Origin of the sequence: Pantoea cypripedii (genome assembly GCF_002095535.1) — a bacterium.
Taxonomy (GTDB): domain Bacteria; phylum Pseudomonadota; class Gammaproteobacteria; order Enterobacterales; family Enterobacteriaceae; genus Pantoea; species Pantoea cypripedii.
The window spans coordinates 1,394,614-1,415,896 of record NZ_MLJI01000002.1 but is presented as its reverse complement, the minus strand read 5'-3'; the positions used below and the strand labels follow the sequence as shown (position 1 = coordinate 1,415,896).

Sequence of the window (21,283 nt, the reverse complement as noted above, 5' to 3'; positions counted from 1 at the left end):
CTCAAGAGTGAACACGTAATTCATTACGAAGTTTAATTCTTTGAGCATCAAACTTAAATTGAAGAGTTTGATCATGGCTCAGATTGAACGCTGGCGGCAGGCCTAACACATGCAAGTCGAACGGTAGCACAGAGGAGCTTGCTCCTTGGGTGACGAGTGGCGGACGGGTGAGTAATGTCTGGGGATCTGCCCGATGGAGGGGGATAACTACTGGAAACGGTAGCTAATACCGCATAACGTCGCAAGACCAAAGTGGGGGACCTTCGGGCCTCACACCATCGGATGAACCCAGATGGGATTAGCTAGTAGGTGGGGTAACGGCTCACCTAGGCGACGATCCCTAGCTGGTCTGAGAGGATGACCAGCCACACTGGAACTGAGACACGGTCCAGACTCCTACGGGAGGCAGCAGTGGGGAATATTGCACAATGGGCGCAAGCCTGATGCAGCCATGCCGCGTGTATGAAGAAGGCCTTCGGGTTGTAAAGTACTTTCAGCGGGGAGGAAGGGGTTGAGTTTAATACGCTCAATCATTGACGTTACCCGCAGAAGAAGCACCGGCTAACTCCGTGCCAGCAGCCGCGGTAATACGGAGGGTGCAAGCGTTAATCGGAATTACTGGGCGTAAAGCGCACGCAGGCGGTCTGTCAAGTCGGATGTGAAATCCCCGGGCTTAACCTGGGAACTGCATTCGAAACTGGCAGGCTAGAGTCTCGTAGAGGGGGGTAGAATTCCAGGTGTAGCGGTGAAATGCGTAGAGATCTGGAGGAATACCGGTGGCGAAGGCGGCCCCCTGGACGAAGACTGACGCTCAGGTGCGAAAGCGTGGGGAGCAAACAGGATTAGATACCCTGGTAGTCCACGCCGTAAACGATGTCGACTTGGAGGTTGTGCCCTTGAGGCGTGGCTTCCGGAGCTAACGCGTTAAGTCGACCGCCTGGGGAGTACGGCCGCAAGGTTAAAACTCAAATGAATTGACGGGGGCCCGCACAAGCGGTGGAGCATGTGGTTTAATTCGATGCAACGCGAAGAACCTTACCTGGCCTTGACATCCAGAGAACTTAGCAGAGATGCTTTGGTGCCTTCGGGAACTCTGAGACAGGTGCTGCATGGCTGTCGTCAGCTCGTGTTGTGAAATGTTGGGTTAAGTCCCGCAACGAGCGCAACCCTTATCCTTTGTTGCCAGCGATTCGGTCGGGAACTCAAAGGAGACTGCCGGTGATAAACCGGAGGAAGGTGGGGATGACGTCAAGTCATCATGGCCCTTACGGCCAGGGCTACACACGTGCTACAATGGCGCATACAAAGAGAAGCGACCTCGCGAGAGCAAGCGGACCTCATAAAGTGCGTCGTAGTCCGGATTGGAGTCTGCAACTCGACTCCATGAAGTCGGAATCGCTAGTAATCGTAGATCAGAATGCTACGGTGAATACGTTCCCGGGCCTTGTACACACCGCCCGTCACACCATGGGAGTGGGTTGCAAAAGAAGTAGGTAGCTTAACCTTCGGGAGGGCGCTTACCACTTTGTGATTCATGACTGGGGTGAAGTCGTAACAAGGTAACCGTAGGGGAACCTGCGGTTGGATCACCTCCTTACCTGAAGATACTTTCCCGCGAAGTGCTCACACAGATTGTCTGATGAAAAAGTAATGAGCAAGACGGCTGCGAAGTCGTGACACATTCGTGTCCCCTTCGTCTAGCGGTTAGGACTCCGCCCTTTCACGGCGGCAACAGGGGTTCGAATCCCCTAGGGGACGCCACTTGCTTGGTGACAGGTGAAAGGTGTCGCTGCTCAGTATCTCAAAACTGGCTTACGAGTCATGTTTGAGATATTTGCTCTTTAACAATCCGGAACAAGCTGAAAATTTGAAACGACGCGTTGTTTCATTTCTCCGTAATAAGAAATGAAAGCGACGCGTTCGAGTCTCTCAAAAGCTTGCAACACTGCATGCGTGAAAACGCCTGTGGGTTGTGAGGTTAAGCGACTAAGCGTACACGGTGGATGCCCTGGCAGTCAGAGGCGATGAAGGACGTGCTAATCTGCGAAAAGCGCCGGCAAGGTGATATGAACCGCAACAGCCGGCGATGTCCGAATGGGGAAACCCAATGCACTTGTGCATTATCGTTAACTGAATACATAGGTTAACGAGGCGAACCGGGGGAACTGAAACATCTAAGTACCCCGAGGAAAAGAAATCAACCGAGATTCCCCCAGTAGCGGCGAGCGAACGGGGAACAGCCCAGGACCTGAATCAGTTTGTGTGTTAGTGGAAGCGTCTGGAAAGTCGCGCGATACAGGGTGACAGCCCCGTACACGAAAATGCACAGATTGTGAGTCCGACGAGTAGGGCGGGACACGTGGTATCCTGTCTGAATATGGGGGGACCATCCTCCAAGGCTAAATACTCCTGACTGACCGATAGTGAACCAGTACCGTGAGGGAAAGGCGAAAAGAACCCCGGCGAGGGGAGTGAAACAGAACCTGAAACCGTGTACGTACAAGCAGTGGGAGCCTACTTGTTAGGTGACTGCGTACCTTTTGTATAATGGGTCAGCGACTTATATTCTGTAGCAAGGTTAACCGCATAGGGGAGCCGAAGGGAAACCGAGTCTTAATTGGGCGTTAAGTTGCAGGGTATAGACCCGAAACCCGGTGATCTAGCCATGGGCAGGTTGAAGGTTGGGTAACACTAACTGGAGGACCGAACCGACTAATGTTGAAAAATTAGCGGATGACCTGTGGCTGGGGGTGAAAGGCCAATCAAACCGGGAGATAGCTGGTTCTCCCCGAAAGCTATTTAGGTAGCGCCTCGTGAACTCATCTCCGGGGGTAGAGCACTGTTTCGGCTAGGGGGCCATCCCGGCTTACCAACCCGATGCAAACTGCGAATACCGGAGAATGTTATCACGGGAGACACACGGCGGGTGCTAACGTCCGTCGTGAAGAGGGAAACAACCCAGACCGCCAGCTAAGGTCCCAAAGTCATGGTTAAGTGGGAAACGATGTGGGAAGGCACAGACAGCCAGGATGTTGGCTTAGAAGCAGCCATCATTTAAAGAAAGCGTAATAGCTCACTGGTCGAGTCGGCCTGCGCGGAAGATGTAACGGGGCTAAACCATGCACCGAAGCTGCGGCAGCGACACTATGTGTTGTTGGGTAGGGGAGCGTTCTGTAAGCCGCTGAAGGTGGACTGTGAGGTCTGCTGGAGGTATCAGAAGTGCGAATGCTGACATAAGTAACGATAAAGCGGGTGAAAAGCCCGCTCGCCGGAAGACCAAGGGTTCCTGTCCAACGTTAATCGGGGCAGGGTGAGTCGACCCCTAAGGCGAGGCTGAAAAGCGTAGTCGATGGGAAACAGGTTAATATTCCTGTACTTGGTGTTACTGCGAAGGGGGGACGGAGAAGGCTAGGTTATCCGGGCGACGGTTGTCCCGGTTTAAGCGTGTAGGTGTGAAGACCAGGCAAATCCGGTCTTCTTTAACACTGAGGCGTGATGACGAGCCACTACGGTGGTGAAGTAACTGATGCCCTGCTTCCAGGAAAAGCCTCTAAGCTCCAGGTAACACGAAATCGTACCCCAAACCGACACAGGTGGTCAGGTAGAGAATACCAAGGCGCTTGAGAGAACTCGGGTGAAGGAACTAGGCAAAATGGTGCCGTAACTTCGGGAGAAGGCACGCTGGCATTAGGTGAAGGGACTTGCTCCCGGAGCTGAAGCCAGTCGAAGATACCAGCTGGCTGCAACTGTTTATTAAAAACACAGCACTGTGCAAACACGAAAGTGGACGTATACGGTGTGACGCCTGCCCGGTGCCGGAAGGTTAATTGATGGGGTTATCCGTAAGGAGAAGCTCTTGATCGAAGCCCCGGTAAACGGCGGCCGTAACTATAACGGTCCTAAGGTAGCGAAATTCCTTGTCGGGTAAGTTCCGACCTGCACGAATGGCGTAATGATGGCCAGGCTGTCTCCACCCGAGACTCAGTGAAATTGAAATCGCTGTGAAGATGCAGTGTACCCGCGGCAAGACGGAAAGACCCCGTGAACCTTTACTATAGCTTGACACTGAACATTGAGCCTTGATGTGTAGGATAGGTGGGAGGCTTTGAAGCGTGGACGCCAGTCTGCGTGGAGCCGACCTTGAAATACCACCCTTTAATGTTTGATGTTCTAACGTAGGCCCGTGATCCGGGCTGCGGACAGTGTCTGGTGGGTAGTTTGACTGGGGCGGTCTCCTCCCAAAGCGTAACGGAGGAGCACGAAGGTTGGCTAATCCTGGTCGGACATCAGGAGGTTAGTGCAATGGCATAAGCCAGCTTGACTGCGAGAGTGACGGCTCGAGCAGGTGCGAAAGCAGGTCATAGTGATCCGGTGGTTCTGAATGGAAGGGCCATCGCTCAACGGATAAAAGGTACTCCGGGGATAACAGGCTGATACCGCCCAAGAGTTCATATCGACGGCGGTGTTTGGCACCTCGATGTCGGCTCATCACATCCTGGGGCTGAAGTAGGTCCCAAGGGTACGGCTGTTCGCCGTTTAAAGTGGTACGCGAGCTGGGTTTAGAACGTCGTGAGACAGTTCGGTCCCTATCTGCCGTGGGCGCTGGAGAATTGAGGGGGGTTGCTCCTAGTACGAGAGGACCGGAGTGAACGCACCACTGGTGTTCGGGTTGTCATGCCAATGGCATTGCCCGGTAGCTAAGTGCGGAAAAGATAAGTGCTGAAAGCATCTAAGCACGAAACTTGCCCCGAGATGAGTTCTCCCTGACTCCTTGAGAGTCCTGAAGGGACGTTGAAGACGACGACGTTGATAGGCCGGATGTGTAAGTGCAGCGATGCATTGAGCTAACCGGTACTAATGACCCGTGAGGCTTAACCTTACAACGCCAGAGGCGTTTTGGTTGAGAGACCAGAGAAGAATTTTCAGCATTGTTTACCGGATAAAGAATTAGCGGAAACGAAAGATTTTACGCTGAGGCAAGGCGGCAAGCGCAGTAAATGAAGGAGCATACATAAGTATGTGACTGAGTTTACAAGAGCGGCCAACGCAGCATCAGTGAAAAATATTCGTTTCTGGCACAAAGAATTTGCCTGGCGGCTGTAGCGCGGTGGTCCCACCTGACCCCATGCCGAACTCAGAAGTGAAACGCCGTAGCGCCGATGGTAGTGTGGGGTCTCCCCATGCGAGAGTAGGGAACTGCCAGGCATCAATTTAAGGTATTTACCTGAAAAGGTAACACCGGTTATCAGCGAGACCCCGCTGGTAATGCAGTATTCGGTGGTGCGGTAGTTCAGTCGGTTAGAATACCGGCCTGTCACGCCGGGGGTCGCGGGTTCGAGTCCCGTCCGCACCGCCACTCTCTTGATTAGCCCTGACTGAAAAGTCAGGGCTTTTTCATTTCTGGCATATCAACATTGATTCTAGCTAGCTAGCCACTAACACACAAACTGATTCAGGTCCTGGGCTGTTCCCCGTTCGCTCGCCGCGTACTGGGGGAATCTCGGTTGATTTCTTTTCCTCGGGGTACTTTAGATGTTTCAGTTCCCCCGGTTCGCCTCGTTAACCTATGTATTCAGTTAACGATAATGCACAAGTGCATTGGGTTTCCCCATTCGGACATYCGCCGGCTGTTGCGGTTCATATCACCTTGCCGGCGCTTTTCGCAGATTAGCACGTCCTTCATCGCCTCTGACTGCCAGGGCATCCACCGTGTACGCTTAGTCGCTTAACCTCACAACCCACAGGCGTTTTCACGCATGCAGTGTTGCAAGCTTTTGAGAGACTCGAACGCGTCGTTTTCATTTCTTATTACGGAGAAATGAAACCACGCGTCGTTTCAAATTTTCAGCTTGTTCCGGATTGTTAAAGAGCAAATACTTCGCAGCACACCGTTTCCGGTACGCTCTGAAGTATCGTGGGTAACGCCTTTCACTCATTACCAGCAAGTGGCGTCCCCTAGGGGATTCGAACCCCTGTTACCGCCGTGAAAGGGCGGTGTCCTGGGCCTCTAGACGAAGGGGACACAGGGGTGTCGTCGTCAAGACGGCTTGCTCATTACTTTTTCATCAGACAATCTGTGTGAGCACTTCGCGGGAAGGTATCTTCAGGTAAGGAGGTGATCCAACCGCAGGTTCCCCTACGGTTACCTTGTTACGACTTCACCCCAGTCATGAATCACAAAGTGGTAAGCGCCCTCCCGAAGGTTAAGCTACCTACTTCTTTTGCAACCCACTCCCATGGTGTGACGGGCGGTGTGTACAAGGCCCGGGAACGTATTCACCGTAGCATTCTGATCTACGATTACTAGCGATTCCGACTTCATGGAAGTCGAGTTCGCAGACTCCAATCCGGACTACGACGCACTTTATGAGGTCCGCTTGCTCTCGCGAGGTCGCTTCTCTTTCTAGCTAGCTAGGTGCGCGCCTCCACCTGCACGGTGTCCCGGTCGAGCTTCCCGGCATTCTGCAGCGCATCGCGGGAGAAGAACGCCCAGCTGCTGTTTCTCGACAGCGCCGGCCGCCAGTCGAACACGAATGCCCTGTCGGTGCTGGCCTCGGCCGGTGTTGAACGCCTCAGCCTGACGGCCCCCGGACCGGGGCTGGAGGCGCGCGTTTCAGCATTCAGGACAAACGTGACCGCTACCGTGCGCTGGCAGAGCGCTTTACCGACCTGAGCGGCCCGGACAATACGGTTACGGCGGCCGTGACCGGCGCGCGTGAACAGCAGCAGCTGACGGGGTACATCTAGCTAGCTAGCTTTTCCTCGGGGTACTTAGATGTTTCAGTTCCCCCGGTTCGCCTCGTTAACCTATGTATTCAGTTAACGATAATGCACAAGTGCATTGGGTTTCCCCATTCGGACATCGCCGGCTGTTGCGGTTCATATCACCTTGCCGGCGCTTTTCGCAGATTAGCACGTCCTTCATCGCCTCTGACTGCCAGGGCATCCACCGTGTACGCTTAGTCGCTTAACCTCACAACCCACAGGCGTTTTCACGCATGCAGTGTTGCAAGCTTTTGAGAGACTCGAACGCGTCGCTTTCATTTCTTATTACGGAGAAATGAAACAACGCGTCGTTTCAAATTTTCAGCTTGTTCCGGATTGTTAAAGAGCAATAACTTCAAAATGCACTCGTAAATGCATTCAGAAGTTGAGTATCAACGTGGGGTCGTTGATGGTGGAGCTAAGCGGGATCGAACCGCTGACCTCCTGCGTGCAAGGCAGGCGCTCTCCCAGCTGAGCTATAGCCCCAATGATTCGCAAAACCCTTCACCCAATTCTTTCGAGTTCAAGGCGTGACGATGCGAAGCATACAATAAGTATGCGAGCTGTCGGCACAACGCAGAAATCGGGAGAATTTGGTAGGCCTGAGTGGACTTGAACCACCGACCTCACCCTTATCAGGGGTGCGCTCTAACCACCTGAGCTACAAGCCTGCCGAGGGTTTTACTGCTTCTTTAAATTTCATCAGACAATCTGTGTGAGCACTTCGCGGGAAAGTATCTTCAGGTAAGGAGGTGATCCAACCGCAGGTTCCCCTACGGTTACCTTGTTACGACTTCACCCCAGTCATGAATCACAAAGTGGTAAGCGCCCTCCCGAAGGTTAAGCTACCTACTTCTTTTGCAACCCACTCCCATGGTGTGACGGGCGGTGTGTACAAGGCCCGGGAACGTATTCACCGTAGCATTCTGATCTACGATTACTAGCGATTCCGACTTCATGGAGTCGAGTTGCAGACTCCAATCCGGACTACGACGCACTTTATGAGGTCCGCTTGCTCTCGCGAGGTCGCTTCTCTTTGTATGCGCCATTGTCTAGCTAGCTAGCAACTCGACTCCATGAAGTCGGAATCGCTAGTAATCGTAGATCAGAATGCTACGGTGAATACGTTCCCGGGCCTTGTACACACCGCCCGTCACACCATGGGAGTGGGTTGCAAAAGAAGTAGGTAGCTTAACCTTCGGGAGGGCGCTTACCACTTTGTGATTCATGACTGGGGTGAAGTCGTAACAAGGTAACCGTAGGGGAACCTGCGGTTGGATCACCTCCTTACCTGAAGATACTTTCCCGCGAAGTGCTCACACAGATTGTCTGATAGAAAAGTAACGAGCAGAAAAACCTCTACAGGCTTGTAGCTCAGGTGGTTAGAGCGCACCCCTGATAAGGGTGAGGTCGGTGGTTCAAGTCCACTCAGGCCTACCAAATTTCTTCTCATGCTGCGTTATGCGCGCGGTCGTTTACCGGTGTAAACTTCCCTTCCGCATGCCTTGCCTGAGCAGAAATTGCATTCTTGTATCTGAAGAATGTGAACTCGGTTGAGTGGTAGTAGTTGGTCTCTGCAAGTGACTGTATGGGGCTATAGCTCAGCTGGGAGAGCGCCTGCCTTGCACGCAGGAGGTCAGCGGTTCGATCCCGCTTAGCTCCACCATTACAGTACTTCAATACTTCAGAGCGTACCGGAAACGGTGTGCTGCGAAGTATTTGCTCTTTAACAATCCGGAACAAGCTGAAAATTTGAAACGACGCGTTGTTTCATTTCTCCGTAATAAGAAATGAAAGCGACGTGTTCGAGTCTCTCAAAAGCTTGCAACACTGCATGCGTGAAAACGCCTGTGGGTTGTGAGGTTAAGCGACTAAGCGTACACGGTGGATGCCCTGGCAGTCAGAGGCGATGAAGGACGTGCTAATCTGCGAAAAGCGCCGGCAAGGTGATATGAACCGCAACAGCCGGCGATGTCCGAATGGGGAAACCCAATGCACTTGTGCATTATCGTTAACTGAATACATAGGTTAACGAGGCGAACCGGGGGAACTGAAACATCTAAGTACCCCGAGGAAAAGAAATCAACCGAGATCTAGCTAGCTAGGCTTGCGCAGATCGTAAAGGATATCTTCCAGCATCTTCCTGGCAAACCCTGATTTCTGGCTCATGCGGATAATGTCCTCGATCATTTCGGGTGTCTGCTCGGGTGCCCAGAACTGCTCGCGCGCGCGCAGGAGTTCTGTCTCCACATGTTGACGGAGGTGAGGACGCATTTGAGCCGGACCGGACAGTATGTTGATGTCAGCGCTCTGCCCCCGGGTCAGCTCATAACCGACACGCAGAAGCACTTTTTCCAGCGTTTCCAGCATCCTGTGCGTAGACATGATGCCACTCTCCTGCCACAACCAGGTTGCGGTACTGATGTCTGTCAGCTTTTCACCCGGTTTTTCATGTACTGGCGTGCCGTACCGCCATTCTTGCGGTTGAGTATCACGCTGACCTTTTTCAGGCTGAGTGTCATTTTGACCTCTTCTGACCAACCGGCAGATGCTGGCCACTACATAAATGCCCAATATTCCCATAAGAAACAGCACCACGTACCCGGGGTTCGCTGTGGCTGTATCCCCAAAGTTCCCAACCAGAGCAAGAACAACCAGCAGTGCCGTATGGCCGTAGAGTGTCACCCGCAGCCGCTGGATGAAATCGGGAGACCGCTTTGAAGTGTAGTAAAGCACTGTCAGCACCCCGGCGACTAAAACAGCGTAGAACAGCAGCAGTGCCTGTTCTGTCTCTGGCTGGCGGAAATGTTTCAGCGCTGCCAATGCAATGAATATGAGGCCTGTACATTCCAGTATTGTTATGAACAGAAACAGGAACGAAATGGGGCTCAGCTTCCCGGCGGCCATACGCAGGAATGTGGCAAACGCGGGCCACAGGGGATCAGGTTTCTTTTTCACCCGATAAAACTCCTCTAAGTCATTTAATCAGGCGGTCTGAAACCAGAGAGGTCCCGTAACGGACCCTCAGTTTGTCGTGTTATGCCTGGCGGAAGATGGAATAGTTCTCGCACACTCTCGTAGTCTAGCTAGCTAGCTCGTAGTGGCCACGCTCATGCCCTTGAGTCAGTCACCCCGGTTCAGCTTTGTTCCCCGTTGGCCATCACCAGTGCGTGCCTGGCTGTCACGCTGCTACGCCGGTGCTTCTTTTCTTATTAACCCTCACCAGATGCAAAGCTGGCTCTCTCCCCGGAGACTCGGGCGCAGGTCATTACCCTGCGTTTGCTGCCTTCCGGCTGCTGCGGTCTGTCCGCGTCAGTGCTTCATGTCGGATTTTCCTCCTGGCAGGGTCATTACGGGTTATCTGGGCGTTGGTGTGGCAAACAAACGGCGGCGGTTTTTGATTCTGTCTTCGGTTGCTGACTGGCAGTCCGCGCAGGCCTGAACACCCGGGACGGCTTCCTGGCGCTTTTCTGGAATGGGTGCATCGCAGAGCAGGCAGTGGGTGGCTGAAGGTTGCTGAGGTGTTTCACGGGGCGGACGTTGCAGACTGGCCAGAAAAAACATTTCTTCGTTCGCACGATCGCAAATATCAGGCATGGTTTCTCCCAATAAAGAAGCCCGCATCAAGTGCGGGCTGAGGTTAGCGTTAATGGTGAAAATTGAAGTTAATCTATGGCGGTAACCAGTAAAAAAACGCCTTCCATGCCGGTTATCTGGACTTTCGTTCCCGCCGGATAATCCCCGTCGGCTCTGACAAACCAGACACTATCACCAATGCGCGTCTGGCCTGTGCCGTTGATAAGCCCGTTGTCCAGTATCAGGGTCATTCCCTTCATCAGTGCGATCCGGTCATTCAGCGCTACGGCAGGAGGTGCTGAACGGTAGACCATTTTTTTGATAATCCTGAGGCTGGCCAGCAGAACCGTGAGCGCGGAAAAGAGCAGCAATTGCCACCGCAATTCTGTCGGGAATACCGGCGTCAGCCCACTTGTTACGAGGGCTGCCAGACTAAGGCACAGCATCCAGCCTGTACCGGTCAGCATTTCAGCCGCGAAGATAAGCCCGGCCAGTACCAGCCAGATAATCTGCGGATCCAGACTACTGAACCATCCCATTTCAGTCGTTCCGTGAGTTCAGATTTTTGACAAGTTCACCAATTCCGGCAATGGAGCCCATCACGCTTGAGGCATCAAGTGGCATCATCACCACTTTGCTGCTTGATGATGAGCCGATCTGCTGGAGTGCCTCAGTGTACTTTTGCGCGACAAAGTAGTTCACCGCCTGGATATCACCGGCAGCAATCGCTTCTGACACCATCTGCGTGGCACGGGCTTCGGCTTCAGCAGAGCGTTCACGCGCTTCTGCCTGAAGAAAAGCAGACTGACGCTCGCCTTCTGCCTGCAGGATCTGAGACTGCTTTTCTCCCTCAGCACGCAGAATTTGTGCCTGACGTACCCCTTCTGCTTCCAGAATGCTGGCGCGCTTGGTGCGCTCGGCTTTCATCTGGGCATTCATGGCATCAATCAGTTCTTTGGGAGGCTGAATGTCGCGGATTTCAATGCGTGTCACCTTGACACCCCACGGGCTGGTTGCGTGGTCCACGGCTGCAAGCAGTCGGGTGTTGATACTGTCACGCTGAGAGAGCATCTCGTCGAGCTCCATCGAGCCGAGAACGGTCCGGATATTGGTCATCACCAGATTGGTGATGGCGTTGCTCAGGTTGCTGACTTCATAAGCAGCTTGTGCAGCATCAATGATTTGAACAAAACAGACGGCATCAATGGAGACGTTGGCGTTATCGCGGGAGATGACCTCCTGCGAGGGAATGTCCAGTACCTGTTCCATCATATTGATTTTGCGTCCGATGCGATCCATGAAAGGGACAAGAAAGCCCAGCCCTGGTTTCATCGTGTGGGTATAGCGGCCAAAGCGTTCCACGGTCCATCCGGAACCCTGCGGTACAATCTTGACGGCTGACGAAACAAAGATGAAAGCAACAATGAGACATATCACTGCAGGTAGCAGGTTTGAGAGAAGTTCGTACATGAGGAAAACTCCGGAGGTGTGATAAAACCGGTGTGGCACCGGAAAGGGATATGAAAAAGTCAGTTAAGGTCAGGAGACCAGACATCGCGGTGCTGCTTCCCGTCACGTGCGCCCCATGCAGATTCAGGGAGAGAATGGTGCCCGATATACCTAGCTAGCTAGCTGTAGTGCTGCTGCCGGTGATGCAGGTAATGCGTTTCTGCTATCCCGTAGGGAATTCTGCATGTTCTGCGATTCGATGGCTGCCGCATGGTGGAGCTTTTCGTTCACGGGTGGCTGGAGTGCCGGATTCGTGGGCGATTCTGGTATTGCAGTGGCCGGCCCATGATCCAGTATCCTGACCGGGGCTTGCCAGGTCGCCTGGGGGGCGCCAGTCGATATGCTGACTGCGGTTGCCACCTTAGCCGGGGAGTTCCCATATAAATCATCTGGCGTGGCGTGGTACCACACGGCGGACGTTATCAGTGCACCGGCAACCACTGAGGCCAGATATTTGAGTCCGCGGGTGTAGACGGACTGGCGTTGACTTCTCAGGTATGACGAAATGGCGTTGAGGACGTCACGGGCATCGTGCTGTGGGTCGTCGATTAGAGTGATGGCCTCATTTGAGTAAGAATAGGTTCCAATTAGTTTTTTCTCATGGCTGATCAGGTTCCGTGGTTCGCGAAAAATCGTCAGGGTCTGAGGTGTGCTATAGCCTTTCTGGTACAGGACTACGATGAAGTCATTGCTTTTGAAAGCGGAATAGGTGTTTTCTGAGGGCATGAGAGCCTCCATTCAGGATGTAAAAGAATAAGGGGGGGCAGACAGGGATCAGAACGGCAGCTCGTTGTCTTCCTGGCCCGGGCGGGTAAGAACGTCGTCAGTCAGGGACCAGTTATTGCGGATGCGTCGTTTACGATCACGATCCGGCTGGGGTTCATCCCAGATGAGTCCAAGCGACAGCATATCGAGGCGAAAGCCGTCGATAGCTTCCTCCACACAGACCTCCGGGCAGGGGAGTCCCATCCGGATAGCTTCATTTTCAGTCCGGGCCACGGCCACAATGCCGGCTCCTTCGATAAATCCCTTTGTGGTATTGGCGCGGTGCAGGCCATAGAACAGCGTGCGATCGATGCCTTTAAGCCAGAGCCAGTTTGGCGGTGTCAGGCGCAGGTCGTGCGCATAAAGCCAGACCAGCCCGCTTCTGACATAGCGGTGCTCCCGTAGCCAGCGTTTCGCCCCTTCACTGCGGGTTACACGTATGAACGCAGGTCTGGCCAGCGAGTACACAGGAACAGAAAACCTGCCGCTGTCCCTGCGGCTTTTGAGACGGCAGGAGCGGTTCAGCATGTCCATCAGTGCTTTGGCGGCAGGTCTGTCATCGAGGAAGAACTGCAGGCCGAAGATGGCAAACAGTGCTTTCTCGTGCGGAGACAGGCTCTTCCAGCCGGTCAGTGGTTTCCCGAGCTGAGCCAGAAACACCTCACGACAGCGGGCGACATCGAGCTGCATATTGCTGATGAGCTGATGCTGCTGTGCAAATTCTTCCGGTCTTTGTGCCGGCAGACGTTCCGGTCGACGCTCATCGAGCAGCAGGCGCTGCGGATCTCCTTCATTAAGCACTGGCGCGATGGCGGGAGAGATACTTTCCATGGCGAACGGCAGGGTATGAATGTTCAGCACACGGCGGGTATGCCAGTTTCGTGCTGGGTGATGCACCCAGCTCCACAGCGAAGCACCCGATAACGGGATAAGGAAAATCATCAGGATGCCGGTTGTCTGTTCCAGAACGGCCACCCACTGGTCAAAGGAGACGTTTTCGGCATTATTGCCTGTGGCGGCCAGAAGGTTGTAGCGGGTAGCTGCATAGACATGGAATGGGCCGAAATCGACCATTCCCCAGAGCGTATGCAGTATGAAACAAGACCAGTAGATGAACTCCGGCAGAAAGAGCCAGGCAACCAGCAGTAACATCAGGCCCAGCGCGGCAAGGACCCCCCAGGAATCCAGGGGATCACCGGCGACACCAGGACGAGCAGATGACATGGAGAATACCTCCGCGATTAGTAGTGGATAAATAAACGAGTGTGAAATAACGATGAAAAATAATGACTATGAGGAAAAAATATAATTTTGAAGGACGCTGGATAAACAGGTGGAACGGCAAGAGGTTTTTAATTGATCGGTTTTATATTATTTATTTTTGGATCTGATATGGATCTCCTTTTGTTGTCCCTTTCGGATATTAGCTTTTAACAGAATTCGTGAATTTGATCTGATTTAAAGGGTATTACCAGAATATTGATCTAAATAATTAATGAAAAGATAAAAAAGAGCCGGTTATAAAAACCGGCAAGGGAATTGCACAATGGAGGATTAAAGGGGCTTTTTAGATTAGATCAGGAACGGGCATGCCAGCAAGTGTTTCCAGTTTTCCTCGTTTTTGCTTCACAATTTCCGGGAAGTTAAAACTGTATGAGTAACCTTTGTTGTTCATGCCATGAATGTGGTCAGCCAGGTTTGAAGCCGCATAAGTATTAATGGGGATCACTGGCAGTGACGCAAACTTCGTATACAGACGTAGCCTGGAGCCTTCCACTTCGGTGCGAGTGAGGCTGTAGGCATCGAACCCTATGACATCCATAACGTTGCCCGGATAAATACGGATGTACACAATCGTGCCCTTACGACTAGCTAGCTAGCGGTGGACCGCTGGGACAGCAGCTGGAGCGAGTCAACCAAACGCGGCGTGGTCGCGGCGTCGCAGTTCGTGCACCGGCACAAAGGCACCATCGGCGCGGTCCGGCGCGTGGTAGAGCCGCTCGGCTATCTGATCCGCGTGATTGAGTGGTGGAAAACCGGCGATGTGCCGGGCACGTTCCGGCTTGATGTGGGCGTGCTGGATACCGGCATCACCGAAGAAATGTATAACGAGCTGGAGCGGCTGATAGCCGATGCCAAGCCCCTCAGCCGTCATCTGATCGGCCTGTCCATCAACCTTGATGCAAACGGCGACATCCCGGTTGCCGCCGCCTGCTACAGCGGCGATGAGCTGACCGTTTACCCCTACACCCCTGAACTCATCAGCACCGGCGGCGCGGGTTATTCCGGCGTGGCGGTGCATCTTATTGACCTGACGGAAGTGCGCGCATGACGACAAAATATTTTGCCCTGCTGACGAATCAGGGCGCGGCCAGGCTGGCGAATGCCGCCGCGCTCGGTACGAAACTCCAGATTACCGAGATGGCGGTCGGGGACGGCGGCGGCACGCTGCCAACTCCTGACCCGGCGCAGACCGCGCTCATCGGCGAGAAACGCCGGGCGGCGCTGAACTCGCTGAGTATCGATGCGGCCAACAGCAGCCAGATTATCGCCGAGCAGGTGATCCCCGAAAGCGAAGGCGGTTTCTGGATACGCGAGATCGGCCTGTTTGATGCTGACGGCGTGATGATTGCCGTTGCCAACTGCGCCGAAACGTATAAACCGCAGCTGGCCGAGGGCAGCGGCCGCACGCAGACCGTGCGCCTGATCCTGATTGTGAACAGCACCAGCGCGGTGACGCTGAAAATCGACCCGGCCGTGGTGCTGGCAACGCGGCAGTATGTCGATAACGCCGTGATCGAGGTGAAAGCCTATGCCGATGACCTGCTGGCAAAGCACGTTGCGGCAGCGAACCCGCACAGTCAGTACCTTCAGACGACGAACGCCCTGAAGGAAATAAAGGATGCGGGTAAAGCCGCTGATGCACTGAGCAACCTGGGGTTAAGCCTCCTGGGCGATGGCAGCGCAATGCCGGTCGGCGTCCCGGTGCCGTGGCCGACCGCGACCGCCCCCACGGGCTGGATTAAGTGCAACGGGGCGTCCTTCAGTGCAGCCACTTACCCGGAGCTGGCGAAAGCCTATCCCGCGCTGAAACTTCCCGACCTGCGCGGGGAATTTCTGCGCGGCTGGGATGACGGGCGCGGCGTGGACAGCGGGCGCGCGTTACTGAGCCTTCAGGACCATGCGATGCAGCTGCATACCCATTACATGTACACGCAGGGTGCACTGGCGGGGACCGTGTGGGCAATCCTGGACGGGACCAATTATTCCCAGACTAACGGGGATTCGGCTGTCGGTAACGGCACCACCGCCGGGCAGTGGACCACGCAGAGTAACGGCCCGGTCGGCAATTATGCGGCGGAAACCCGCCCGCGAAACGTCGCATTTAATTACATAGTGAGGGCTGCATAATGGCAAAAGTGACCTTTGATAAAAACGGGCTGGCGAAGGCGTCCGGCACCCTGACGGTGTACAGCTATGACGCCGTCAGCGGGGGATTTACCGGCGCCTCTGACGAATACCTGTTGCAGGGGCTGGGCCTGCCCGCGAACTCAACCACAACCGCACCGCCCGAAGTTGCGACAGGCAGTATCGCTGTCTGGCGTGATGATGCCTGGCAGACAGTCAGCGATCACCGTGGGGAGACGGTGTATTCAACCGCCGATGGCTCTCCCCGCCTGATAACGGAAACCGGTGATTACCCGGCGGATACCACGACGTTAAAGCCCGCGACCGGTTTTGATAAGTGGGACGGGGAAAAGTGGGTAACGGATGCGGACGCGCAGAAGCTGGCCGATGTGGCAGAGGCCGATAAGCAAAAGAGCACGTTCATCAGTAGCGCCAATACCACGACCCAGGCATGGCAGACGCAGCTGATGCTCGGCATCATTACCGATGCCGACAAAGAAAAGCTGACCGAATGGATGAAATACATCCAGGATGTGCAGGCCGTGGATACTGCCGCCGCCCCGGATAATGTCTGGCCGGATAAGCCCGCCGTATGACTGAGGCGCGGACAGGCCTTTCTTTTGTCCGCTGGTCTTTCAGCGGGCCGCAGTCAAATGCATTCGCCCGCCTGAGCTGCCACCCTGAGCACACCTTTAACCAGGAGTGCAACAGATGGCAGATTATCATCACGGTGTCCGCGTCACCGAAGTGAACGACGGCACGCGCACCATCTCCACCGTATCAACCGCAATCGTCGGCATGGTCTGCACCGCTGACGATGCGGATGCGGCGACCTTCCCGCTCAATAAGCCGGTGCTTGTCACCAACGTGCAGGGCGCAGTCGGCAAGGCGGGCGTCAAAGGCACGCTGGCCGCAGCGTTGCAGGCCATTGCCGACCAGTCAAAACCCGTCACCGTTGTGGTGCGCGTGGCCGAAGGTGAAAGCGAGGCCGAAACCACGTCCAACATCATCGGCGGCACCGATGAAAACGGCCAGTACACCGGCATGAAAGCGCTGCTGGCCGCACAGTCTCAGCTCGATGTTAAACCACGCATTCTCGGCGTGCCGGGCCTCGACACGCTGGAAGTCGCGACCGCGCTCGCCAGCATTGCGCAGCAGCTGCGCGCCTTCGCCTACGTGTCGGCGTGGAACTGCAAAACCATTTCTGAAGCCCGCCTCTATCGTCAGAACTTCAGCCAGCGCGAAATCATGGTTATCTGGCCGGATTTCCTCGCCTGGAACACCACGACCAGCGCCTCAGATACAGCTTACGCCACCGCCCGCGCGCTGGGCCTGCGCGCCAAAATCGACAACGACACCGGCTGGCATAAAACCCTGTCGAACGTCGGTGTTAACGGCGTAACCGGCATTTCCGCCTCGGTATTCTGGGATCTGCAACAGGTGGGCACAGATGCGGACCTGCTCAACGAGGCGGACGTTACGACGCTGATTCGTAAAGACGGTTTCCGCTTCTGGGGCAACCGTACATGCAGCGATGATCCGCTGTTCCAGTTTGAGAACTACACCCGCACCGCGCAGGTGATGGCGGATACTATCGCCGAGGCACATATGTGGGCCAACGACAAGCCACTCACGCCGGTACTGGTGAAAGAAATCATCGCGGGTGTGAAAGCGAAATTCCGCGAGATGACCACCGCCGGTTATCTGCTGGGCGCATCCGCCTGGTATGACGAAAGCGCCAACGATAAAGACCTGCTCAAGGCGGGCAAGCTCTTTATCGATTACGACTACACGCCGGTGCCACCGCTGGAAGATCTGACCTTCCGCCAGCGTATCACTGACCGCTATCTGGCGACCTTCGCCGCATCCGTGAACAGTTAAGGAGCCGGATAAATGGCACTGCCACGCAAACTCAAGGCGATGAACCTTTTCAACGATTCGAACAGCTATCAGGGCGTGGTGACGGCCGTCACCCTGCCGAAGCTGGCGCGCAAGCTCGACCCGTACCGCGCAGGCGGCATGAACGGCGCCGCGCATATCGACAACGGCCTGGAGGATGACGCGCTCGATATTGAATGGACTATCGGCGGCATTGATGAGCTGGTGCTGTCGCAGTGGGGTGCGTCCGATGTGCCGCTGCGCTTCACCGGTTCTTACCCTAGCTAGCTAGGGAGACGGCGTCACGCTCGACAGCGGCCGGGACACGACGCTGCAGGGGGCACGAGGTACAACGGGGCCTCCGTCGATTGCCGACGTGGGCCGTAACCTGCAGCTGACCAGTGAACAGGGCAGCAACCGCTAACGATTCGAAGCAGACCGGCAGCAGTCCTGGGTGCCGGAATGACCTGGGGTGCAGGCGCGGCAGCGGGCGGTTCGGCCAGCGTCAGCGCAACCCGGGATAAGATGCACAGCAATTACGACTCGGTGCAGGAGCAGACGGGCCTGTTTGCCGGGCAGGGTGGTTTTGACGTGACGGTAGGCGGGCATACCCAGCTGGACGGTGCGGTTATCGGGTCAACGGCCACGGCGGATAAAAACCGGCTGGACACCGGCACGCTGGGTTTCAGCGACATCGATAATCATGCAGACTACCAGATTGAACACCAGGGCGTGGGGTTCAGCACGGGCGGCAGCATTGGCAGCCAGTTTATCGGCAATATGGCGAACGGCCTGCTGTCCGGGATGAATGGCAGCGGCAGCGCGGACTCGCTGACGCGTGCGGCGGTGAGCGGGGGCAGCATTACGGTGCGTGACCCGGCCGCGCAGACGCAGGACGTGGCGGGTCTGGACCGCGACGCCGCACACGCGAACCAGACGCTGTCGCCGATTTTTGACCTGGAGAAAGAGCAGAACCGTCTGCAGGCCGCACAGCTTATCAGTGAAATCGGCAGCCAGGCGGTGGATATCGCACAGACGGAAGGAAAAATCGCGGGAGACAAGGCGAAGAAGGACCCGGCGGCGCTGAAGGCGGCCAGAACGGCGCTGGCGGCGAAGGGTAAACAGGACCCGACGGACGAAGAAATCAAGCAGCAGGCGTACGACACGGCGATGGCGCCCTACGGGACGGGGAGCGCGCTACAGCAGGGCATCCAGGCGGCGACGGCGGCGGTGCAGGGGCTGGCGGGAGGCGACATCGCCAGCGCGATAGCCGGGGCATCCGCGCCGTATCTGGCAAGTATCATCCACGATGAAACCACCACGAAGGATGCGAACGGTAAGGATGTGGTGAACATCCCGGCAAACCTGATGGCGCACGCGGTGCTGGGTGCGGTGGTCGCATCGGCCTCGGGTAATAACGCGCTGGCGGGTGCGACGGGCGGTGTAGCGGGCGAAGCCGCCGCGCAGCTGTTCATCGCCCAGCAGCTGTATCCGGGTGTAGACCGTGCGGACCTGAGTGAAGAGCAGAAACAGACGATCAGCGCGCTGAGCACGCTGGCGGCAGGACTGGCCGGTGGCATCGCAGGCGGCAGTGTGAGCAGTGCGGTAACGGGCGCGCAGGCCGGGAAGAATGCGGTGGAGAATAATGCGCTGAGTGATATTGCCGAGAACATAGCCTCGGGGATGACCCAGCAGGAGAAATACCAGAAAGCCCAGGATGGCCTGAAAAAAGTTACCGAGGAGTTCAAAGCGAAGTACTGCGCCGGACTCGGTGCTGAAGCCTGTGCCGCGAAAATGGATGCGCACCGTGATGAACTGCTGACAGGTTTTGCGGAGGCGGGACTGGATTTTGTACCGGTGGCCGGAACAATTAAAAGCGCTTTAGAGGCTGAAAGTGCACTTGATTATCTAGAACTGGTAGCGTCTTTGATTCCTGGCGAAAAAGTTGTAGGTGATACCTTAAAAATAGCCAGAGAGGCCCTGAACAAAGGAAATATTAGTGAAGCTTCAAAACTGATTGACAATGCCAGTGATGAAATTGTTACTATATCTGGTGGTAAAGGTGGCTGGAACAAAGATCTGAACAATCCATTAGCTAATAAGACTTATACTGTTGATGGTAATAAAATTTTTACAACAGATGAGTTAGGAAGAACGTCAAGCGTTGAGTCCGATCTTTCATTGCTCAAAAATGACCGTAATACTTACCAGCAATGTAAGTCGGGGAAATGTGGTGTTGAAGGCGATGAAGGAGGTCACTTAATCGCATCAATATTCAATGGGCCGGGTGAAAAAATAAACCTTGTCCCTATGGATGGGAACCTGAATAAAGGTGCATGGAAGCAGATGGAAAATACATGGGCCAGCGCTTTAAAAGATGGTAAGCAAGTCAATGTGAAAATAGAACCAGTTTATCTTGGGGATAGCAAACGTCCTGATAGTTTTAGTGTGACTTATTCTATTGACGGTGCTCGCCCAGTTATTAAAGATATTGCTAATACTCCGGGAGGCGTGAAATGAAAGAACTAGATGATCTTCAAAATAAAATTGGTCAGTTATTAGTTTATGCTGGGCCAGAAAACGCCAAGAAAATTATTGCTCGGGCCAAATTACCACTTGATGGTGAATCATGTGAATATGAGTATGATTATATTGATCAATCAGACAGTGAGGACTGGTTCGTTCCTGATAAATTAGCTAGCCATGATCTTAGGCTCTTATTAGTCAAAATGCGGGATTTTTACATCCAAAACAATATGACTAATGGAAAACCCGCATGGACGGCGTGTGAAATAACTGTCGATATCCCCAAGGGGAAGATAAATATAAATCTTCAATACGATGATTAATGAACAATTCCGCCCACAGTTGGCGGTTTTTTGTCCTGAATTCCGTCAGTGCAAAGCCCTGATACCCAAAGCCCAGCCTTACAAACGCGTAGGCAGCGCTGCTTGTTGGGGTCAAAATACCCCCACAAATAAAGCTACCTTCCCGCAAATCCTAATTAAATCCCGCTTTTTAGCTGCTTCCAAAAACCTTACATCCCACGCAAGACTTTGTCTTGCAGATTTATCTTTCATGAGCAGATGGTTGTATTTAATAATTTTGTGCTGAGTTGAAGCATAGGGAAAAAGGTGTGCTGATTAGCACACATATCGTATAAAAATAGTCCTGCTCAGAACACATTCGGTGTGATGCTGACTTATGGCAGCCAGAAATCCACCACCGAAAGCCGGACTGAGGAGCAGACCTCATCCGGCAGCTCGCTTCAGTCCGGACGGGATATGACGATCCAGGCCACCGGCGGCGCTGAAGGCGGCCAGAACAACGCTGGCGGCGAAGGGTAAACAAAACCCGACGGACGAAGAAATCAAGCAGCAGG

At 54.4% G+C, this 21,283-nt stretch carries 12 protein-coding genes, 7 tRNA genes, 3 rRNA genes, 4 pseudogenes and 4 other annotated features; of the genes and pseudogenes, 16 read left to right on the top strand and 10 right to left on the bottom strand.

The window, feature by feature from the left end; genetic code table 11:
* The first annotated feature begins 55 nt into the window (after window positions 1–55).
* The 5 genes from HA50_RS28035 to HA50_RS28015 all read left to right on the top strand — a co-directional run bounded on the left by HA50_RS28035 (window position 56) and on the right by HA50_RS28015 (window position 5,356).
* Window positions 56–1,597 (top strand): 16S ribosomal RNA (locus HA50_RS28035).
* Between the two features lie 89 nt (window positions 1,598–1,686).
* Window positions 1,687–1,761: transfer RNA gene (locus HA50_RS28030), tRNA-Glu, on the top strand.
* Between the two features lie 215 nt (window positions 1,762–1,976).
* A 23S ribosomal RNA gene (locus HA50_RS28025) occupies window positions 1,977–4,879 on the top strand.
* Between the two features lie 210 nt (window positions 4,880–5,089).
* Window positions 5,090–5,205: ribosomal RNA gene (rrf, locus tag HA50_RS28020) — 5S ribosomal RNA — on the top strand.
* The 16S, 23S and 5S rRNA genes sit together here with 2 tRNA genes alongside, the layout of an rRNA operon.
* A 74-nt stretch (window positions 5,206–5,279) precedes the next feature.
* Window positions 5,280–5,356 (top strand) — tRNA-Asp (locus tag HA50_RS28015).
* Between the two features lie 69 nt (window positions 5,357–5,425).
* Window positions 5,426–5,686, bottom strand: a sequence feature (23S ribosomal RNA rRNA prediction is too short).
* Window positions 5,687–5,946: 260 nt separating this feature from the next.
* Here the strand turns inward: HA50_RS28015 and HA50_RS28010 are convergent.
* Window positions 5,947–6,022 (bottom strand) — tRNA-Glu (locus HA50_RS28010).
* Between the two features lie 99 nt (window positions 6,023–6,121).
* Window positions 6,122–6,478, bottom strand: a sequence feature (16S ribosomal RNA rRNA prediction is too short).
* On the opposite strand from HA50_RS28010, the pseudogene HA50_RS31940 reads away from it, so the two are divergent.
* Window positions 6,473–6,744, top strand: a pseudogene (locus HA50_RS31940) (hypothetical protein); the annotation flags it as partial. (Overlaps the previous feature by 6 nt.)
* A 431-nt stretch (window positions 6,745–7,175) precedes the next feature.
* Here the strand turns inward: HA50_RS31940 and HA50_RS28000 are convergent.
* Window positions 7,176–7,251 (bottom strand) — tRNA-Ala (locus HA50_RS28000).
* 108 nt (window positions 7,252–7,359) lie between these two features.
* Window positions 7,360–7,436 (bottom strand) — tRNA-Ile (locus HA50_RS27995).
* Between the two features lie 87 nt (window positions 7,437–7,523).
* Window positions 7,524–8,042: a sequence feature (most likely nonfunctional fraction of RNA operon), on the top strand.
* An 86-nt stretch (window positions 8,043–8,128) separates the two neighbouring features.
* Here HA50_RS27995 and HA50_RS27990 point away from each other — a divergent pair.
* Window positions 8,129–8,205, top strand: a tRNA-Ile gene (locus HA50_RS27990).
* A gap of 150 nt (window positions 8,206–8,355) precedes the next feature.
* Window positions 8,356–8,431, top strand: a tRNA-Ala gene (locus tag HA50_RS27985).
* 240 nt (window positions 8,432–8,671) lie between these two features.
* Window positions 8,672–8,855, top strand: a sequence feature (23S ribosomal RNA rRNA prediction is too short).
* A gap of 7 nt (window positions 8,856–8,862) precedes the next feature.
* On the opposite strand, the gene HA50_RS27980 is transcribed toward HA50_RS27985, so the two are convergent.
* From HA50_RS27980 to HA50_RS27950, 7 genes are all read right to left on the bottom strand, one after another.
* The gene (locus HA50_RS27980) at window positions 8,863–9,723 is read right to left on the bottom strand and encodes a hypothetical protein (protein ID WP_084880106.1); all 861 of its coding nucleotides are present in this window, start codon (window positions 9,721–9,723) and stop codon (window positions 8,863–8,865) included.
* A 399-nt stretch (window positions 9,724–10,122) separates the two neighbouring features.
* A complete protein-coding gene (locus tag HA50_RS27975; protein ID WP_244193714.1) occupies window positions 10,123–10,329 on the bottom strand; it encodes a TraR/DksA C4-type zinc finger protein in 207 nt (68 codons plus the stop codon).
* A 101-nt stretch (window positions 10,330–10,430) separates the two neighbouring features.
* Window positions 10,431–10,880, bottom strand: a complete 450-nt coding sequence (locus tag HA50_RS27970; RefSeq protein ID WP_084880101.1) for an NfeD family protein — start codon at window positions 10,878–10,880, stop codon at window positions 10,431–10,433.
* A 1-nt stretch (window position 10,881) separates the two neighbouring features.
* Window positions 10,882–11,790, bottom strand: coding sequence for an SPFH domain-containing protein (locus HA50_RS27965; RefSeq protein WP_420872894.1), 909 nt, complete (start codon window positions 11,788–11,790; stop codon window positions 10,882–10,884).
* A gap of 171 nt (window positions 11,791–11,961) precedes the next feature.
* Window positions 11,962–12,576 carry a hypothetical protein gene (locus tag HA50_RS27960; RefSeq protein WP_084880097.1) on the bottom strand — a complete coding sequence of 205 codons (615 nt, stop codon included), beginning with the start codon at window positions 12,574–12,576 and terminating at the stop codon, window positions 11,962–11,964.
* Window positions 12,577–12,624: 48 nt separating this feature from the next.
* Window positions 12,625–13,839 carry a secretion/conjugation apparatus DotM-related subunit gene (locus HA50_RS27955; protein WP_084880095.1) on the bottom strand — a complete coding sequence of 405 codons (1,215 nt, stop codon included), beginning with the start codon at window positions 13,837–13,839 and terminating at the stop codon, window positions 12,625–12,627.
* A gap of 343 nt (window positions 13,840–14,182) precedes the next feature.
* Complete coding sequence (locus tag HA50_RS27950; RefSeq protein ID WP_276329389.1) at window positions 14,183–14,470, bottom strand: hypothetical protein; 288 nt, start codon at window positions 14,468–14,470, stop codon at window positions 14,183–14,185.
* 24 nt (window positions 14,471–14,494) lie between these two features.
* On the opposite strand from HA50_RS27950, the pseudogene HA50_RS27945 reads away from it, so the two are divergent.
* From HA50_RS27945 to HA50_RS31485, 8 genes and pseudogenes are all read left to right on the top strand, one after another.
* A pseudogene (locus HA50_RS27945) lies at window positions 14,495–14,947 on the top strand (phage tail protein I); the annotation flags it as partial.
* Window positions 14,944–16,026 (top strand): phage tail-collar fiber domain-containing protein, encoded by a 1,083-nt coding sequence (locus HA50_RS27940; RefSeq protein WP_084880087.1) that lies wholly within the window; start codon window positions 14,944–14,946, stop codon window positions 16,024–16,026. The pseudogene HA50_RS27945 and the gene HA50_RS27940, both read left to right, overlap by 4 nt.
* On the top strand, window positions 16,026–16,619 hold the full coding sequence (locus HA50_RS27935; RefSeq protein ID WP_084880084.1) for a tail fiber assembly protein: 594 nt from the start codon (window positions 16,026–16,028) through the stop codon (window positions 16,617–16,619). Before HA50_RS27940 ends, HA50_RS27935 begins: the two co-directional genes overlap by 1 nt.
* 115 nt (window positions 16,620–16,734) lie before the next feature.
* The gene (locus HA50_RS27930) at window positions 16,735–17,904 is read left to right on the top strand and encodes a phage tail sheath protein (protein WP_084880081.1); all 1,170 of its coding nucleotides are present in this window, start codon (window positions 16,735–16,737) and stop codon (window positions 17,902–17,904) included.
* 12 nt (window positions 17,905–17,916) lie between these two features.
* A pseudogene (locus HA50_RS27925) lies at window positions 17,917–18,180 on the top strand (phage major tail tube protein); the annotation flags it as partial.
* 13 nt (window positions 18,181–18,193) lie between these two features.
* A pseudogene (locus HA50_RS32255) lies at window positions 18,194–20,421 on the top strand (DNA/RNA non-specific endonuclease); the annotation flags it as partial.
* Window positions 20,418–20,750 carry a hypothetical protein gene (locus tag HA50_RS27910; protein ID WP_084880079.1) on the top strand — a complete coding sequence of 111 codons (333 nt, stop codon included), beginning with the start codon at window positions 20,418–20,420 and terminating at the stop codon, window positions 20,748–20,750. The pseudogene HA50_RS32255 and the gene HA50_RS27910, both read left to right, overlap by 4 nt.
* Window positions 20,751–21,092: 342 nt before the next feature.
* Complete coding sequence (locus HA50_RS31485) at window positions 21,093–21,248, top strand: hypothetical protein (protein ID WP_158087462.1); 156 nt, start codon at window positions 21,093–21,095, stop codon at window positions 21,246–21,248.
* The last annotated feature ends 35 nt before the right edge of the window (window positions 21,249–21,283 follow it).

Bases quoted from the DNA above. Each gene is read 5' to 3' on its own strand.
- HA50_RS27975 (WP_244193714.1), bottom strand. From the start codon at position 10,329: ATGTTTTTTCTGGCCAGTCTGCAACGTCCGCCCCGTGAAACACCTCAG.
- HA50_RS27970 (WP_084880101.1), bottom strand. From the start codon at position 10,880: ATGGGATGGTTCAGTAGTCTGGATCCGCAGATTATCTGGCTGGTACTG.
- HA50_RS27960 (WP_084880097.1), bottom strand. From the start codon at position 12,576: ATGCCCTCAGAAAACACCTATTCCGCTTTCAAAAGCAATGACTTCATC.
- HA50_RS27955 (WP_084880095.1), bottom strand. From the start codon at position 13,839: ATGTCATCTGCTCGTCCTGGTGTCGCCGGTGATCCCCTGGATTCCTGG.
- HA50_RS27940 (WP_084880087.1), top strand. From the start codon at position 14,944: ATGACGACAAAATATTTTGCCCTGCTGACGAATCAGGGCGCGGCCAGG.
- HA50_RS27935 (WP_084880084.1), top strand. From the start codon at position 16,026: ATGGCAAAAGTGACCTTTGATAAAAACGGGCTGGCGAAGGCGTCCGGC.
- HA50_RS27930 (WP_084880081.1), top strand. From the start codon at position 16,735: ATGGCAGATTATCATCACGGTGTCCGCGTCACCGAAGTGAACGACGGC.
- HA50_RS27910 (WP_084880079.1), top strand. From the start codon at position 20,418: ATGAAAGAACTAGATGATCTTCAAAATAAAATTGGTCAGTTATTAGTT.